Here is a 15,545-nt window from a genome sequence, read left to right on the forward strand (position 1 = left end):
TGCCACGAATTTCACGAATTGGCACGAATTAAAAAATAATGGAAAAAATCGAAATCTACTCAAGTAAGAAAAAAACGTTCTTATTATTAATTGGTTCTTTTCTATTTGTAGTTATTGGAATTTGTATGTTCATGGATGCAGAAAACTTGAATACCTTTCGATTAAGAAGCCCGATTTTAATAAAAGGGATTGGAATTATTTCTGTTTTGTTTTTTGGCTTATGCTTTTCCCTTTCAATCAAACAATTAATAAAAAATAAGCTTTTTCTAATTATTGATAAAAATGGGATTAATGTTAATCCGGAAAAGAATTCATCAGAATTTATAAAATGGAACAATATTGAAGGATTTTCAGAACTAAAAATTCAAAGCCAAAAAATGGTGCTTATTAAAATTAATAATCCCGATTATTGGATTGAAAATGAAAAGAATCTAATACGGAAAAAATTAACGCAATTTAATTTTACCAATTACGGTTCACCATTTTGCCTTTCAGCAGTTTCAATGCAAATAAATCATGCTGAACTTATGAAAGTATTAAATCAAAATTTGAAGAAATACAAGAATTAAACTAGGAAGTCAAACATAGTTTGTCATTCCGAGGAACGAGGAATCTCCGCAAGAAACTCCGCTCCAATGATCGCTAATCTTTGTAGAGCTACTTACGGAGATTCCTCGTTCCTCGGAATGACAAAAATGAGAATAAATCATATATTCATATAAAAGATTGGGCTCTCATGAAACCAAATGCCCTAGCCCTGATCGTAGCGGCATCCTTTCTATTTTTCCTTTAAAAATAGAAAGATATAGCGAAGAGCGGGAAACAGCTTCAAAAATTAATTATTATCGATTATATTTGCAGTTGTTCAAAACGAATATTATTTAATATCAATTATATATAAAAATGAAACACACAAAGGTTAAAGACTTATTAAACAGTACGACGACGTTACAGGAAGTGAATGCAAAAGGTTGGGTGAGAACTTTTAGAAATAATCAGTTCATCGCGCTTAATGACGGTTCTACGATTAATAATATTCAATGTGTAGTTGATTTTGAAAATACACCGGAAGAAACTTTAAAAAGAATCACGACCGGAGCTTCGGTTTCAGTTTTTGGAACTTTGGTTGAAAGTAAAGGTGCGGGTCAGAAATACGAAATTCAGGTTACAAAATTAGAAATCCTTGGAGATTCTGATGCTGAGAAATTCCCAATGCAGCCTAAAAAACATTCTTTAGAATTTTTACGTGAAAACGCTCACTTGCGCGTACGTACAAATGCTTTTGGTGCGATTATGCGTGTGCGTTCGGTTTTATCTTATGCGGTTCACAGCTATTTCCAGCAAAAAGGTTTTGTGTATGTAAATACGCCAATTATTACCGGAGCTGATGCTGAAGGTGCTGGAGAAATGTTTCAGGTAACTTCATTGCCTTTGGATAATCTTCCAAAAAATGAAGAAGGAAACATTGATTTCAAAAAAGATTTCTTTGGAAAACATACCAACTTAACGGTTTCGGGACAATTAGAAGGGGAAACTTTCGCAATGGCTTTGGGTCAGATTTATACTTTTGGACCAACGTTTAGAGCAGAAAATTCAAATACTTCACGTCACCTGGCAGAATTCTGGATGATTGAACCAGAAGTTGCTTTCAACGACCTTGACGACAACATGGATTTGGCTGAAGATTTTATTCAGTACGTAATTAAATATGCTTTAGACAACTGTAAAGATGATTTGGCATTTTTAGAAGGAAGACTTCTGGAAGAAGAAAAATCGAAACCACAGGCAGAAAGAAGCGAAATGGCTTTGTTAGAGAAACTGAACTTCGTATTGGAAAACAACTTCAAACGTGTTTCTTACACCGAAGCAATTGACATTTTAAGAGATTCAACGCCAAATAAAAAGAAGAAATTCCAATATTTAATCAACGAATGGGGAGCTGATTTACAGTCAGAACACGAGCGTTTCCTGGTTGAAAAACACTTTAAATGTCCAGTAATTTTATATGATTACCCGGCAAACATTAAAGCGTTTTACATGCGTTTGAACGACAACACAGAACCAGGAAGAGAAACAGTTCGTGCAATGGATATTCTTTTCCCTGGAATTGGAGAAATCGTTGGTGGTTCTGAAAGAGAAGAGCGTTACGATGTTCTTGTCGAAAAAATGGAAAAACTAGGAATTGACAAAGAAGAATTATACTGGTATTTAGACACCAGAAGATTTGGATCAGCAACTCACGCAGGTTTCGGTTTAGGATTTGAGCGTCTGGTATTGTTTGTAACAGGAATGACAAACATTAGAGACGTAATTCCTTTCCCGAGAACTCCCGGAAGTGCTGAGTTTTAATCGATTTAGTTTAAAAAAGTTTCAGGTTTCAAGTTATTGGAACGTGAATTAAAATAATAAAATTTGTTTCAGGTTTCAAGTTTCAAGTTGTGGCACGTTCTTCAACCTGAAACTTGAAACTTGAAACTTTTAACAAAAACAAATGCTAAAGCAATTTTTAAATTTAAAATTATCCCAAAAATTATCTCCACAGCAAATTCAGCTGATGAAGTTAATTCAGTTGCCTACGCAAGCTTTTGAACAACGTTTATTGGAAGAAATGAACGAAAATCCGGCTTTAGAGGCAGGACAGGAAGACGAATACGAAGCAGATGAATTCGCTAATGAAGACTACGACGATTATGATGATGCAGAATCAGACAGAATCGAAGCGGAAGACATTAACATTGACGAGTACTTAAGTGACGACGATACGCCTGATTACAAAACTCAGGTTAATAATTATGGAGACGAAGAAGAACGTGAAACACCTTTTGCTTCGCCAATAAGTTTTCATCAGGATTTGATCAATCAGCTGAATACTTTTATTTTGAATGATGAAGAACGCGAAATCGCTGAATTCCTCGTTGGAAGTATTGATGATATGGGTTACATTCGCAGAAGTATTCCGGATATTGTTGACGATATGGCTTTTACTCAGGGTATTTATACTGATGAAGCAATGGTCGAAAAAATGCTGCATGTCATTCACGAACTCGAACCTTCAGGAGTTGGCGCACGTGATTTACAGGAGTGCTTATTGCTTCAGTTAAAACATAAAACACCAACAGAATATGTTGATTTAGCGATTGACATTATCGAAAATCAGTTTGATGCTTTTACCAAAAAACATTACGATAAACTTTTACAGAAATATAGTGTTTCGAACGAACAGCTTAAAAAAGCGATTCACGAAATCGAAAGATTAAACCCAAAACCGGGCGGTTCTTTTACAGGAAATAATAAAGTCACAGAAAATGTAGTTCCCGACTTCGCGATTAGAATTGTTGACGGCGAACTGGAACTAACTTTAAACGGAAGAAATGCCCCTTCCCTGCACGTTTCTAAAGATTATCAGGAAATGATGCAGACGTATAAAGATTCGCGTGATAAATCTACGGCTCAGAAAGATGCTGTTCAGTTTATCAAACAAAAACTGGATTCGGCTAAATGGTTTATTGATGCGATCAGACAGCGTCAGGAAACATTATTTGTGACCATGAATGCGATTATGCATTATCAGGAAGAATTTTTCCTGGACGGTGACGAAACCAAACTAAAACCCATGATCTTAAAAGATATTGCGGATATGGTTGGTCTGGATATTTCGACGATTTCACGTGTCGCTAACAGCAAATATGTTGAAACACCATACGGAACAAAACTGATAAAAGAATTTTTCTCTGAAGCGATGAAAAATGACCAGGGAGAAGATGTTTCTACTTTGGAAATCAAAAAAATCCTTAAAAATACCATTGAAGAAGAAGATAAAAGAAAACCACTTCCAGACGATCAACTGGCTGAAATCTTAAAAGAAAAAGGATATCCGATTGCGAGAAGAACAATTGCTAAATATCGTGAACAATTGGATATTCCGGTTGCAAGGATGAGGAAAAAGATTTAATTTTTTTACAAATAGAAAACCCGACAAAATTCAGATTCTGTCGGGTTTTTATTTGGATTAAAAAGCTTACTTATACTGGTCCGGGAATATTTTTACATTAAATAAAAACACTTTATTTTTATCACTGTAACTATAAACCAATGCATAATCATTTTCTCTAAAAACCTGTAGCCCCGGATTTGCTTTTGCTGTACCGATTAAGCTTTTCTCTATTTCCATTTTTATAACATTTACCTCAGCTTTTTCTTTCACAACATTCAACAAGGTAAGATTGTACTGAACCGTTCTTTCTTTATGTAAACTTACGCTATCCAGACGAATTCCTTCCTGAATAAGCAACGGGCAATTTTTATTGTATTTCACTACTAATTCCGTTACTTCTTTATTTGCTTCTTCAGTACTTTCAGCAATAAAAAAATAGAAATAGCCCGCAACGCCCATTGCAATTACAATAATTGCTAAAAATAAAATATTCTGCTTTCTCATGTTTGTATTATTAGGCTTATCACTCATTCTACTGGCTTTTTTTCATCGCATTAAAGTACGCTGCACGGCTAAGCGGTTCGTATTCCTCGGTTTCGCCAAGCATTACCAATTTATCATTATCCGTTTTTCTAAAGCTGTAATTGGCCAGATTTCCGGTTCTGGTACAAACGGCATGAACCTTTGTAACATATTCTGCTGTAGCCATAAGTCCCGGCATTGGACCAAATGGATTTCCTTTAAAATCCATATCCAGACCGGCAACAATAACACGAATTCCCTGATTCGCAAGATCGTTACAAACCGTTATGATTTCATCATCAAAAAATTGGGCTTCATCAATTCCGATCACATCACAGCCCTGAGCTAAAATAGCAATATTGGCTGCTGCGGGAACCGGTGTTGAGCGAATTTCATTAGCATCGTGTGAAACGACCATTTCGTCATGATAGCGGGTATCTATGGCAGGTTTAAAGATTTCGACTCTTTGTTTGGCAAATTGGGCGCGCTTGAGCCTGCGGATTAACTCCTCGGTTTTACCCGAAAACATTGATCCACAAATAACTTCAATCCAGCCAAATTGTTCTTTGTGATTTACTGTATTTTCGAGAAACATTTTGTATTTTTCTACCTTTAAAAATGAATAGTTTTTATTACTTTGTACTGGTAATAAACTCATGTAAAAAATTGTCCTTTTACACTTTTTCAAAAGTAGAGAATTTTTATGAAATTGAAGATTCGCTCGCGTTTTATTAACAGAAATAAATATCAGGCGAATTTCTTTCGCAAATAAAAAAGACATTCAAAATATACTAAAATACCCTATTCACTATAATTTCAATAGTTATGAAAAAAAAACTGGAAGCCGATTTAATCAGCATTGCACATCGAATTTTAAAGCTTAAAAACAAATCCGATATCAATCAATTGTATCTGGAAACACAGAAATTATATGAAAAATTAACTGTACTAAAATTTGTAGAAGAAAATTTCGACGATATAAAACCCACTATCGGATACAGCGAAATAGAATCTCAGATTGCAACTGTTTTTGACAAAGAGGAAAATCTTCCTGCAGAAATTAAGGCTGAAGAAACAGTTCCGGCTGTTGTTGAAGAAACTGTAACTGAAGCAGAAGTTATTGCCGAACCTGAAATTATTGAATCAACTCCGATTGAAGTCGTTGCTGAAGTTCCAAAAGTTACTGCGCAAAAAGAAACTGTAGTCGATATTCCTATAGAAAAAGTAGAGGAAATGGCTGCAAAAATGGAAGAACCTGTTGCTGAAACCAAGACACAAACAGAACCATCTGAAGAATTTTCTTTCAAAACAGTAAGCGATTTAAAACCAATTCCGGATTTTAAACCTGTATTTGAATTAGAAAAAGAAGAAATAAAACCTGAAGAATCAAAAGCACAAACTCCTGCAAAATCGGACGCTGTTACAATTTCGCTGGAAGATATTCTGGGTGTTAGTTATGTAGATGCACAATTTGTTAAAGTAGATGATGTTAAAGATGTTTCTTCTCCTCCTGTAGCTTCAATAAATGAATTTCAGGAGAAACAGGCACCAGTTCAGGCTACAATTGCAGAACCAGTAAAAACAAAGACAGTTCCGTTAAATGAAAAACTGGCCAGAGGTTTCCATATTGATCTGAATGACCGTATTGCCTTTACCAAAAATCTTTTCGGAAACAATACCGAAGATTACAGCCGTGTTTTAAATCAACTGTTAACATTTGACAGTTTCAGTGAAGCCAAAGAATTCATAGAAACGATGGTAAAACCGGATTATAACGACTGGCAGGGAAAAGAGGATTATGAAGAACGTTTTCTGGGAATTATTGAGAAGAAATTTTCATAACCCTTTCGTTTCACATTTTACATTTCATAAATAAACTATGTCAAAACTATATATCGTTCCAACGCCAATAGGCAATCTTGAAGATATGACTTTTCGCGCCATTCGTGTTTTGAAAGAAGTCGATCTGATTTTGGCCGAAGACACCAGAACGAGCGGTAAACTTTTAAAGCATTTTGAAATTGGCACGCACATGCACAGCCATCATATGCATAACGAACATAAAACCACCGAAAATCTAATCGCCCGCCTGAAAGCCGGTGAAACGATTGCTTTAATTTCAGATGCAGGAACTCCGGCCATTTCAGATCCCGGATTTTTACTGACCCGGGCCTGTGTTGAAAATAAAATTGAAGTAGAATGCCTTCCGGGTGCAACGGCTTTTGTTCCCGCCTTAGTAAACAGCGGATTACCGAATGACCGATTTATTTTTGAAGGTTTCCTTCCAGAGAAAAAAGGACGCCAGACACGATTTTTGGCTTTAGCCGAAGAAACCCGAACGATGATTTTGTATGTTTCACCACATAAATTGGTCAAAACATTAGCTGAATTTATTACTTATTTTGGAGGGGACCGACAAGTGTGTGTTTCGAGAGAATTATCAAAATTACACGAAGAAAATGTACGAGGAACTGCGAAAGAAGTTTTGGCACATTTTGAAAAAACAGCACCGAGAGGTGAAATTGTTGTTGTTGTTGCTGGGAAAACAATAGAAAAAGAAGCTAAAAGAAGTAAATATTCGAAGGACGACGAAGACGAAAATTGAAATAATTATCACAGATTAATAAACAAATAAAACCCAAATTACATAAATTTTCACTAATTCAATTTGCGTAAATTTGTGTAATTCGTGGTTAAAAAACTAAGCATAAAAAAATAAGTCATGAGCATTCAAGCCTTTTTAGAAAAAGTAAAACAAACCCCAACACAAATCACATTTCCTGAAACTATTGCCGTAATTGAAGAAAACTACAACTTTACGCCAACTGCTTTTCAAAACGGAACACAGCATAACGCTGCAGGCGAAAATTCAGGTTCCTGCAAATTATTCTCTTTTGCGAAATTGCAGGATTTAAGCAAAGAAGAAACTTTAGCCTGCTTTGGCGCTTTTTATTTTGAAGAAGTTTTAGGCGATCCGAACGGAACAAACCACCAAAATATTAGAAATTTCATCAACTTGGGCTGGGACGGAATTCAGTTTGAAGGAAATGCTTTAGAAGCAAAATAATTTTAGTTAGAATTCCACATTCTGAACTAATTAAAATTCTGAAAAAGTCAAACACAAAATATTCAACCACAAATTACACAAATTTTCGCAAGTTGAATTGGCGGAAATTTGTGTAATTTGTGGTTAAAAAATAAACATCAGATTAAACGTTTTTTAGTCCCGATAGCTATCGGGACTAAAATCTAAAATCAACAATCTAAAATCAAAATGCGCTGGACCATAAAACCAAAACCTTCTGAAGATAAAATCAAACATCTGGCACAAGCCTTAAATGTAGAAGATTTTGTAGCCACACTTTTGATTCAGCGTGGAATTGAAACTTTTGAAGAGGCTAAAAATTTCTTTCGCCCATCTTTAGAACATCTGCATGATCCATATTTAATGAAAGATATGGATAAAGCCGTTGCCCGAATTGAACAAGCGATTGAAAATCAGGAAAACATTCTGGTTTTTGGCGATTATGATGTTGACGGAACAACTGCGGTTTCTTTGGTTTCTTCGTATTTGAAATCCCATTACCCAAATATTGCGACTTACATTCCGGACCGTTACGACGAAGGTTACGGAATTTCTTACAAAGGAATTGACTTTGCAGACGATAACGGATTTTCTTTGATTATCGCTTTAGACTGCGGAATAAAATCTATTGATCATATCGCCTACGCAAAAGCAAAAAACATTGATTTCATAGTTTGCGATCACCACAGACCTGGCGAAATTCTCCCTGATGCTGTTGCGGTCTTAGACCCAAAAGAGAAGACTGCTCCTACCCTTACGACGAATTGTGCGGCTGCGGAGTTGGTTTTAAACTGATTCAGGCTTTAGGTAAGAACAGAAACGAAACTATAGAAGATTTAGTTCCGTATCTTGACTTGGTGGCTACGGCAATTGCAGCAGATATAGTTCCGATTACGGGGGAAAACAGGGTTTTAGCTTACTATGGGTTAAAGGTTATCAACAGCGAGCCAAGACCGGGGATTAAAGCTTTGGTACATCAGGTAAAAAAGAAAACCTTAGATATTACGGATGTTGTATTTATTATTTCTCCACGAATTAATGCCGCTGGAAGAATCAAACATGGAAATCATGCGGTTGAACTATTAACCGAATTTGATTTCGAACAAGCCCAGCAATTTGCGTCAGAAATTGAGCAATACAATGCTGACCGAAAAGATTTAGATAAAAAAATCACCAAAGAAGCTTTTCAGCAAATTATAGAGAACAACGAAGAAGAACGTTTTTCAACCGTTGTTTTTCAGGAAGACTGGCACAAAGGCGTAATCGGAATTGTAGCTTCGAGATTAATTGAAACCTATTATCGTCCGACCTTGGTTTTCACTAAAAGCGGAGATAAATATGCTGCTTCAGCAAGATCTGTAAAAGGTTTCGATGTTTATAATGCCTTAGACAACTGCTCAGAACATCTCGAGCAATTTGGAGGACACATGTACGCCGCCGGAATGACTTTGAAGGCAGAAAATTATATGGCTTTCAAAGCCGCTTTTGAGAAATGCGTCGAAGAAACTATTCATCCTGATATGCGTACTCCGGAAATCGAAATTGATGCCGAAATTGACTTCCCAGATATTACCCCAAAATTAATTCGGATTTTAAAACAATTTGAACCTTTTGGCCCACAAAACATGACTCCGGTTTTTATGACCCGAAATACAAAAGATACCGGATATGCCAAAAATCTTGGTTCAGAAGAAGAACATTTAAGGCTCTTTGTCAAACAAAACAACTCTGACGGAATAGCCGCTATTGGTTTTGGACTCGGAAAAAAAATAAATATTGTACAAAATCAAAATCCGTTTCAACTGGCTTATTGCATTGCTGAAAATGAATGGAACGGTAACATTTCAACTCAGCTGATGCTGAAAGATATTAGAAGTAATGAAAAATAACGAAAAGAAAAACGACCCGTATCAGGCGTTACGCTATAGAGAATTTAACGTGTTTTTATTGTTGCGTTTTGCAATGGTTTTTGCCTGGTCGATGCAGTTTATTGTGATTGAATGGGAAGTTTACAGTTTGACAAAAGATCCGCTGTCATTAGGTTTTATTGGTTTGATGGAAATTATTCCTGCCGTTTCAATGGCTTTGTTTGCAGGACATATTGTCGATCAGAGAGAAAAGAAAGGATTATTGGTAAAATGTATTTTAGGATTCTCAGTCATAAGTTTTGGACTTTTCTTGCTAACCTGGCCAAAAGTTGTTGGAGATTGGTCTAAAGATTACATTTTATATTCCATTTATGCTCTTGTCTTTGTCGGCGGAATTGTTCGTTCTTTTATGGGACCAACTATTTTCTCTCTTTTATCATTGATCATTCCTAAAAAAGTATATCCAAATGCGGCGACCTGGAGCAGTACAGTTTGGCAGATTGGAGCCGTTATGGGTCCTGCATTGGCAGGGTTTTCAATTAACTGGATTGGTGTTCACTGGTCTATGTGTCTGGTATTCGGATTTTCTATTCTTTCCTTAATTGCCTTATCGCAAATCAGCAAAAAACCAATCTTAAATCCGAAAATTGGTGAATCTATAAAAGACAGTCTTACTGAAGGTTTGACTTTTGTATTCAAAAATCAGATTGTTTTAGGTGCGTTATCGCTTGATATGATTGCGGTACTTTTTGGAGGAGCCGTTGCTTTATTGCCTATTTTTGCTCAGGATATTTTAAAAGTGGGTTCTGAAGGTTTTGGTATCTTAAGAGCTGCTCCTGCAGTAGGATCTTTCATTACAGTACTCGTTTCCGCTTATGTACCTTTAAATAAAAATGCAGGAAAGAAACTTTTAGCAGCCATATTTGTTTTTGGATTGTCGATCATTTTATTTGGTCTTTCAACTTATTTCTGGCTTTCTGTTTTCGCTTTATTTTTGAGTGGACTTGCTGACGGAATTTCGGTTGTAATCAGGCAAACTATCCTGCAGCTTAAAACGCCGGATCATATGCGTGGTCGTGTTGGTGCTGTAAATTCAATTTTTGTTGGATCTTCTAATGAATTGGGTGCTTTTGAAAGCGGTGCGACTGCCAAATTGATGGGAACTGTAACTTCAGTTGTTTTTGGTGGAAGTGTGACCCTTTTAACGGTTATTGTAACCGCACTTAAATCACCAACTTTTAGAAATTTGGATCTAAATAGAGATATGGAAGATCATCAGGATTTAAACAGATAAATTTTAACATAGTCATAAGTTCATTTAAAAAATTACGATGTAAACTAAAATGAACTTATATGACTTATATGGTAAAGATTTTTTCACAATTTTATGAATTTTTTATTTAGAATTAATATAAATAATATTTATATTTGTTGAAATAAAGGATTTTATAATGAAAGATATTGAACAGATATACCACAATAATTTTGGAGTGGCCTTTTATTGGAAAAAGGAAAACAAAACAATTTTAGATAAAGTACAATTGGTTTTCAGGGAAACCGGATTTTATCTTTCTGTTGTCGAATTGAATCAGTTTTGTGATTTGATTGAGGACAGCCTTATTGAAAATACTTGTTGTGAATCCTGCCAGTTAAAAAACAGCTGTCATAAATTTTTACTCAAAACGCCTTTATCACAAGTAGATTTGGCCGTTTCGATGAAAGAAATAAAATCAATAAAGGATTTGATTGAAGGAACTTTATTCCGGTTGGATCTGGATGAATATGTATACGGACCGGGCTTAAACTAAGAAATTCAAAATTATTTAACAGTTATTTTTCATAATTGGAATATATTTATTTTAAAAAAGTATATTTACAATAATGAAAAAAGCCAATATTTTTTTTACCTTTTTTTCTTTGCCCTGCTTTTAACAAGCTGCAAAAATGAATCCGATGACTATATTGATCCCCGTGGAACCGATTATGCAGGTTCTGAAAGCTGCATTCAATGTCATCAAAAGCTGCATGAAACTTCTATTCTCAGTGCCCATTACAAAGCCACATTACCCGGAACTAAAGAAAATATTTTAGGACATTTTACAAATGGCAAAAATACTTTCGTCTACGATAAAAACACAAAGCTGGTAATGGAGGAACGTAACGATTCCCTTTATCAGGTATTGTATGAAAACGGAAAAGAAGTTAAAGCTTATCCTTTCGACGTTCTCTTTGGCTTTAAACATGCACAAACCAGCGGTTACTGGAAAAATCATAATTTTTATGAGTTACCCATTTCTTACTATAAATCTATAAACAACTGGGCAACAAGTCCGGATTATTCTGCTACTAATGCTGATTTTACTAAAAAAATACAAAAAGAATGCTTTTCATGCCACAGTTCTAATATTGGAAGCGACTATGTGACTACAAGCAGTTCAGAAGCTTATAATTATATGGGAATGGAAGTCCATAATTTCATGAACAAAAACACTTTAATTTACGGAATAGATTGTGAGCGCTGCCATGGCCCGGCAAAAGAGCATGTTCGGACACATCGAAAATTTCCTGATTTAAAAAAAGCTCAAAATATGGTTTCTTTTCGTAATCTGAACAGGCAGCAAAGAATTGATGCCTGCGCCTTATGCCATTCGGGGAATGATAAAATGAAACTAAAATCAAGATTTCAATTTAAACCAGGAGAAAGTCTATCCGTTTATTTTCAGGAAAACCGAAATCCAAAAGACACTATGAATTATGACGTTCATGGGAACCAGTTAGGCCTGCTTTCTCAAAGCAAGTGTTTTCAGAAAAGTCAGACTATGGACTGCATTACCTGTCATAATCCTCATCAGGATACACCCAAAAAAAGTATTTCGTATTCTAAAATCTGTATGAGCTGCCATCAAAGTACACAGCACAAAGCTGCAACTTTAAAAACAATTTCAAAATCGGGGTTAGCGAATAATTGCGTAGAATGTCATATGCCAACACAAAATTCGAAAGTAATCCGTTTTCAGCAATCAAACAGTTCAGCTGTTAACAGTTATTCACTAAGAACACACAAAATAGCTATTTATCCAGCAGGCAAAAATTAATTATTTTTCAAACTTTTTAAGTTCAAAAGTATCACCATCAAAAACACCGTACGTAAAATAACCAATCCAGTCACCCAAATTGACATATTTTGAATCTTCTCCGACTGGAATAATCATTGGCAGGTGGCGATGGCCAAAGATAAAATAATTGTAATGCTTGGTTTCGAGTTTACGTTTGGCATACAAAACCAGCCATTCATTTTCTTCACCCAGAAATTTCACATCTTCATCACCGGAAATGAGTTTGTTTTTTACCGATAAGTATTGTGCTAAACTCACACCAACATCAGGATGCAGCCAACGGAAAAGCCATTTTGAAAACGGATTTGTAAAGACTTTTTTCATTCTTTTATATCCCTTGTCTCCGGGACCTTTTCCGTCCCCGTGACCAATCAGGAATGTTTTTCCACTAAAAGTAAATTCTTTATTGTCATGATAAACCGGAATATTCAATTCGGTTTCAAAATAATCATGCATCCACAAATCATGGTTTCCGACAAAGAAAAAAATTGGGATGCCGCTATCACGAAGCTCAGCCAGTTTACCTAAAATACGAACAAAACCTTTTGGAACAACCGTTTTATATTCGAACCAAAAATCGAACAGATCACCTAATAAAAAAATAGCTTCGGCATCTTCTTTTACTTCATCAAGCCAGGCTACGAATTTTTTTTCACGAGGCAAGCTCAATTCGGGAGTTGGAGCTCCGAAATGCTGATCAGAAGCAAAATATATTTTTTTCATTGTTGTGAGATGTGAATTGTGAGACGTGAGATGCAAAACATTTCACTTTTGACTTTCGACTAATTAAAGATTATCAGACGCAAACCATTCTGCGAATGAAGAATCCGTTTCCTGAAGTTTTAGTGAAAAAAGTGAAATTCCGGCAGGTAAGCGCGATATGATTCTTTTGGCAAAATCAATTACCATATTTTCGCTCGTTGGCTGGTAATCTACTAAAATTACATGATGCCCACGATTTTTCAGTTCGTTTGCCAATTCGATATGTGGTGTAGTTTCGTTAAAAACAGTTGCATGATCAAACTGATCGACGATTTCTTCTTTTACAATTTTCTTTAGATCCGAAAAATCAATCACCATTCCGAATTTTACATTGGATCGGTCCGTAATTGGCGAACCAATAACCGTTACCGATAATTTGTAACTGTGTCCGTGAACGTTTTTGCATTTTCCGTCGTAGCCGTACAAAGCGTGTCCGGTTTCGAAACTAAATTGTTTTGTAATTCTGATATTACTCATCGGTTGTTTTTTCTGCAAATTTAGGAAATAGATGTGAGAAATGGTCTTTTAATAGAAAAAGGTCTTGATTTACGGTTTTAGCCCTGATCGCAGCGACATCCTTTTGTGGCGGGGTTCGCCACAAAAGATATAGCGGAGAGCAGGAACAGCTCCTGACAAAACTACTTTTTAAATTGCAATAAAGCCGTTTTGGTAAAGTCTGACAAAACCAGTTTACCTGTAATTTTAGCACGCTCAATCAGAATAGACTCCCATTGTTCTGTGCCTTCCCAAATAATTTTCTTCATTTCAAGTAAAGCTTCAGGATTGTATGAACTGAGTTTTTGTGCAAAATTTTCCACTTCTGCATCCAGTACATCAGCATTATGAAGTGCTGAATAAAGTCCGTTTTGCAAGGCCCAACTTGCCGATTTCCATTCGTGTGCGGCTAAAGTCATTTGGGTCATCGCCATTTTACCGATTTTACGGGAAACAGCAGGCTCAATGACAAACGGTCCGATACCAATAGCGAGTTCCGAGAGTTTTACGGCACTCTCAGGTGTTGCCAAAACATAATCGCAGGCAGCTATAATGCCCACGCCTCCTCCAACGGCTTTTCCCTGAACGCGTCCAATAATTAGCTTTGTACAATTACGCATAGCGTTTAGTAAATGCGCAAAACCGGAGAAAAATTCGGTTCCCTGTTCTTCATTTTGTACCGCCAGCAGTTCATCAAACGAAGCTCCGGAACAGAATACTTTTGAACCTTCGCTTTGGAGGATAATAACTGAAACCGCTTCATTTCGGCTTAACAAATTGATTTCTGCTGTTAGTCGATCTAACAACTCACGCGGAAAAGAATTGCTGGCAGGGTGTCCAAACTGAATGGTTGCCACCGTATTTTGGAAGGAAGTTGCTAAACTTCCGTTTTGATTTTCTGTACTCATAAATATAGTTTTAAAGTAAAGTTACGGTTTTGATAACTATTTTTTGAGCTATATTGATTTGAAATTTGGTTTTTGAAAATTAATTGACTTTATTTGCTCTCGAAACGGGGGATTAGCACATTTGGCTAGAGTGTCCCGAAAGCTTTCGGGAAGGTGACGGCGCAACACTTTATACACGGGGGATTAGCTCATTTGGCTAGAGCGCTTGCCTGGCAGGCAAGAGGTGATCGGTTCGAATCCGATATTCTCCACAAACTACAAACTCAAGTCCAAAAGGCTTGAGTTTTTTTATTTTAACTCTATGTTTTACACTTACATCTTATATTCTGAGATATTGGACAAATATTACATCGGCTCTTGTGAAAACTTACAAAAGAGATTAAACGATCACTTGAATGGAAGAAGTACTTTTACTAAAACAGCTAAAGATTGGGTGTTGAAATATTCAGAAAATTTTGAAACAAGAGCAGAAGCAGTTAGACGAGAGCTGGAAATCAAGAAAAAGAAAAGCAGGAAATATATTGAATATCTATTATTGAATAACTCAATTGAATAGAGCGTCCCGAAAGCATTCGGGAAGGTGACCGGTTCAAATCAGGTATTCTCCACAAACATTACTAAGCACTTATAGCAATATAGGTGCTTTTTTTCTCGGGGTACAATATATTTAAGTTCCCGGCAGAGTCATTTCTACTCAAAAACTATGATAATTTATTACTACCAACAATTCTTCTTAGTACCATTAAAAATATTTTAATCTCACAATAAAATTAACAGATTTTTCCTATATTTGATACAAATTTCATCCGGAGAAGAAATTTAAAAAGACTTTAAAAAATTATTAATTTAATTAAA

The 15,545-nt window shown here is 35.8% G+C and carries 15 protein-coding genes, 1 tRNA gene and 1 pseudogene; 12 read left to right on the forward strand and 5 right to left on the reverse strand.

Translation table 11 applies throughout. The features are described from left to right. Positions 1–38 precede the first annotated feature (38 nt). From P5P89_RS07280 to rpoN, 3 genes are all read left to right on the forward strand, one after another. Positions 39–569: an STM3941 family protein gene (locus P5P89_RS07280; RefSeq protein WP_278011351.1), complete on the forward strand. Its 531-nt coding sequence runs from the start codon at positions 39–41 to the stop codon at positions 567–569. A 334-nt stretch (positions 570–903) separates the two neighbouring features. Then, the gene (gene asnS, locus P5P89_RS07285; RefSeq protein WP_278011352.1) at positions 904–2,349 is read left to right on the forward strand and encodes an asparagine--tRNA ligase; all 1,446 of its coding nucleotides are present in this window, start codon (positions 904–906) and stop codon (positions 2,347–2,349) included. 142 nt (positions 2,350–2,491) lie between these two features. Next, the gene (gene rpoN / locus P5P89_RS07290; RefSeq protein ID WP_278011353.1) at positions 2,492–3,952 is read left to right on the forward strand and encodes an RNA polymerase factor sigma-54; all 1,461 of its coding nucleotides are present in this window, start codon (positions 2,492–2,494) and stop codon (positions 3,950–3,952) included. A 66-nt stretch (positions 3,953–4,018) separates the two neighbouring features. Here rpoN and P5P89_RS07295 read toward each other — a convergent pair whose 3' ends face one another. After that, positions 4,019–4,465, reverse strand: a complete 447-nt coding sequence (locus tag P5P89_RS07295) for a hypothetical protein (RefSeq protein WP_278011354.1) — start codon at positions 4,463–4,465, stop codon at positions 4,019–4,021. 1 nt (position 4,466) lies between these two features. Then, the gene (locus P5P89_RS07300) at positions 4,467–5,051 is read right to left on the reverse strand and encodes a thymidine kinase (protein ID WP_278011998.1); all 585 of its coding nucleotides are present in this window, start codon (positions 5,049–5,051) and stop codon (positions 4,467–4,469) included. Positions 5,052–5,281: 230 nt separating this feature from the next. Here P5P89_RS07300 and P5P89_RS07305 point away from each other — a divergent pair, with 230 nt between their 5' ends. From P5P89_RS07305 to P5P89_RS07335, 7 genes and pseudogenes are all read left to right on the forward strand, one after another. Beyond that, positions 5,282–6,298 carry a hypothetical protein gene (locus tag P5P89_RS07305; RefSeq protein ID WP_278011355.1) on the forward strand — a complete coding sequence of 339 codons (1,017 nt, stop codon included), beginning with the start codon at positions 5,282–5,284 and terminating at the stop codon, positions 6,296–6,298. 37 nt (positions 6,299–6,335) lie between these two features. Further along, the gene (rsmI, locus tag P5P89_RS07310) at positions 6,336–7,061 is read left to right on the forward strand and encodes a 16S rRNA (cytidine(1402)-2'-O)-methyltransferase (RefSeq protein ID WP_278011356.1); all 726 of its coding nucleotides are present in this window, start codon (positions 6,336–6,338) and stop codon (positions 7,059–7,061) included. 117 nt (positions 7,062–7,178) lie between these two features. Continuing rightward, entirely contained in the window at positions 7,179–7,523 is a 345-nt protein-coding gene (locus P5P89_RS07315; protein WP_278011357.1) for a HopJ type III effector protein, read from the forward strand. A 207-nt stretch (positions 7,524–7,730) separates the two neighbouring features. After that, a pseudogene (gene recJ / locus P5P89_RS07320) lies at positions 7,731–9,430 on the forward strand (single-stranded-DNA-specific exonuclease RecJ). Next, positions 9,420–10,703 (forward strand): MFS transporter, encoded by a 1,284-nt coding sequence (locus tag P5P89_RS07325; RefSeq protein WP_278011358.1) that lies wholly within the window; start codon positions 9,420–9,422, stop codon positions 10,701–10,703. Before recJ ends, P5P89_RS07325 begins: the two are co-directional and overlap by 11 nt. Positions 10,704–10,860: 157 nt before the next feature. Continuing rightward, the gene (locus tag P5P89_RS07330) at positions 10,861–11,217 is read left to right on the forward strand and encodes a hypothetical protein (protein ID WP_278011359.1); all 357 of its coding nucleotides are present in this window, start codon (positions 10,861–10,863) and stop codon (positions 11,215–11,217) included. 339 nt (positions 11,218–11,556) lie between these two features. Further along, positions 11,557–12,504 carry a cytochrome c3 family protein gene (locus tag P5P89_RS07335; RefSeq protein ID WP_278011360.1) on the forward strand — a complete coding sequence of 316 codons (948 nt, stop codon included), beginning with the start codon at positions 11,557–11,559 and terminating at the stop codon, positions 12,502–12,504. Here the strand turns inward: P5P89_RS07335 and P5P89_RS07340 are convergent, their stop codons facing one another. From P5P89_RS07340 to P5P89_RS07350, 3 genes are all read right to left on the reverse strand, one after another. Continuing rightward, a complete protein-coding gene (locus P5P89_RS07340; RefSeq protein ID WP_278011361.1) occupies positions 12,505–13,248 on the reverse strand; it encodes a UDP-2,3-diacylglucosamine diphosphatase in 744 nt (247 codons plus the stop codon). 63 nt (positions 13,249–13,311) lie between these two features. Next, on the reverse strand, positions 13,312–13,764 hold the full coding sequence (locus P5P89_RS07345) for a 6-pyruvoyl trahydropterin synthase family protein (RefSeq protein WP_163395349.1): 453 nt from the start codon (positions 13,762–13,764) through the stop codon (positions 13,312–13,314). Between the two features lie 161 nt (positions 13,765–13,925). After that, the gene (locus P5P89_RS07350; RefSeq protein WP_278011362.1) at positions 13,926–14,690 is read right to left on the reverse strand and encodes an enoyl-CoA hydratase/isomerase family protein; all 765 of its coding nucleotides are present in this window, start codon (positions 14,688–14,690) and stop codon (positions 13,926–13,928) included. Between the two features lie 177 nt (positions 14,691–14,867). On the opposite strand from P5P89_RS07350, the gene P5P89_RS07355 reads away from it, so the two are divergent. Continuing rightward, positions 14,868–14,941, forward strand: a tRNA-Ala gene (locus P5P89_RS07355). 50 nt (positions 14,942–14,991) lie between these two features. Next, positions 14,992–15,246, forward strand: a complete 255-nt coding sequence (locus P5P89_RS07360) for a GIY-YIG nuclease family protein (protein ID WP_278011363.1) — start codon at positions 14,992–14,994, stop codon at positions 15,244–15,246. Positions 15,247–15,545: the final 299 nt, after the last annotated feature.

This window comes from Flavobacterium gyeonganense, from assembly GCF_029625295.1.
GTDB classification, from domain to species: domain Bacteria; phylum Bacteroidota; class Bacteroidia; order Flavobacteriales; family Flavobacteriaceae; genus Flavobacterium; species Flavobacterium gyeonganense.

Coding starts and splice junctions, on each gene's coding strand:
- P5P89_RS07300 (WP_278011998.1), bottom strand. CDS start 5,051: ATGTTTCTCGAAAATACAGTAAATCACAAAGAACAATTTGGCTGGATT.
- P5P89_RS07360 (WP_278011363.1), top strand. CDS start 14,992: ATGTTTTACACTTACATCTTATATTCTGAGATATTGGACAAATATTAC.
- P5P89_RS07350 (WP_278011362.1), bottom strand. CDS start 14,690: ATGAGTACAGAAAATCAAAACGGAAGTTTAGCAACTTCCTTCCAAAAT.
- P5P89_RS07315 (WP_278011357.1), top strand. CDS start 7,179: ATGAGCATTCAAGCCTTTTTAGAAAAAGTAAAACAAACCCCAACACAA.
- asnS (WP_278011352.1), top strand. CDS start 904: ATGAAACACACAAAGGTTAAAGACTTATTAAACAGTACGACGACGTTA.
- P5P89_RS07330 (WP_278011359.1), top strand. CDS start 10,861: ATGAAAGATATTGAACAGATATACCACAATAATTTTGGAGTGGCCTTT.
- P5P89_RS07325 (WP_278011358.1), top strand. CDS start 9,420: ATGAAAAATAACGAAAAGAAAAACGACCCGTATCAGGCGTTACGCTAT.
- P5P89_RS07305 (WP_278011355.1), top strand. CDS start 5,282: ATGAAAAAAAAACTGGAAGCCGATTTAATCAGCATTGCACATCGAATT.
- P5P89_RS07345 (WP_163395349.1), bottom strand. CDS start 13,764: ATGAGTAATATCAGAATTACAAAACAATTTAGTTTCGAAACCGGACAC.
- rpoN (WP_278011353.1), top strand. CDS start 2,492: ATGCTAAAGCAATTTTTAAATTTAAAATTATCCCAAAAATTATCTCCA.
- P5P89_RS07340 (WP_278011361.1), bottom strand. CDS start 13,248: ATGAAAAAAATATATTTTGCTTCTGATCAGCATTTCGGAGCTCCAACT.
- P5P89_RS07335 (WP_278011360.1), top strand. CDS start 11,557: ATGGAGGAACGTAACGATTCCCTTTATCAGGTATTGTATGAAAACGGA.
- P5P89_RS07295 (WP_278011354.1), bottom strand. CDS start 4,465: ATGAGTGATAAGCCTAATAATACAAACATGAGAAAGCAGAATATTTTA.
- rsmI (WP_278011356.1), top strand. CDS start 6,336: ATGTCAAAACTATATATCGTTCCAACGCCAATAGGCAATCTTGAAGAT.
- P5P89_RS07280 (WP_278011351.1), top strand. CDS start 39: ATGGAAAAAATCGAAATCTACTCAAGTAAGAAAAAAACGTTCTTATTA.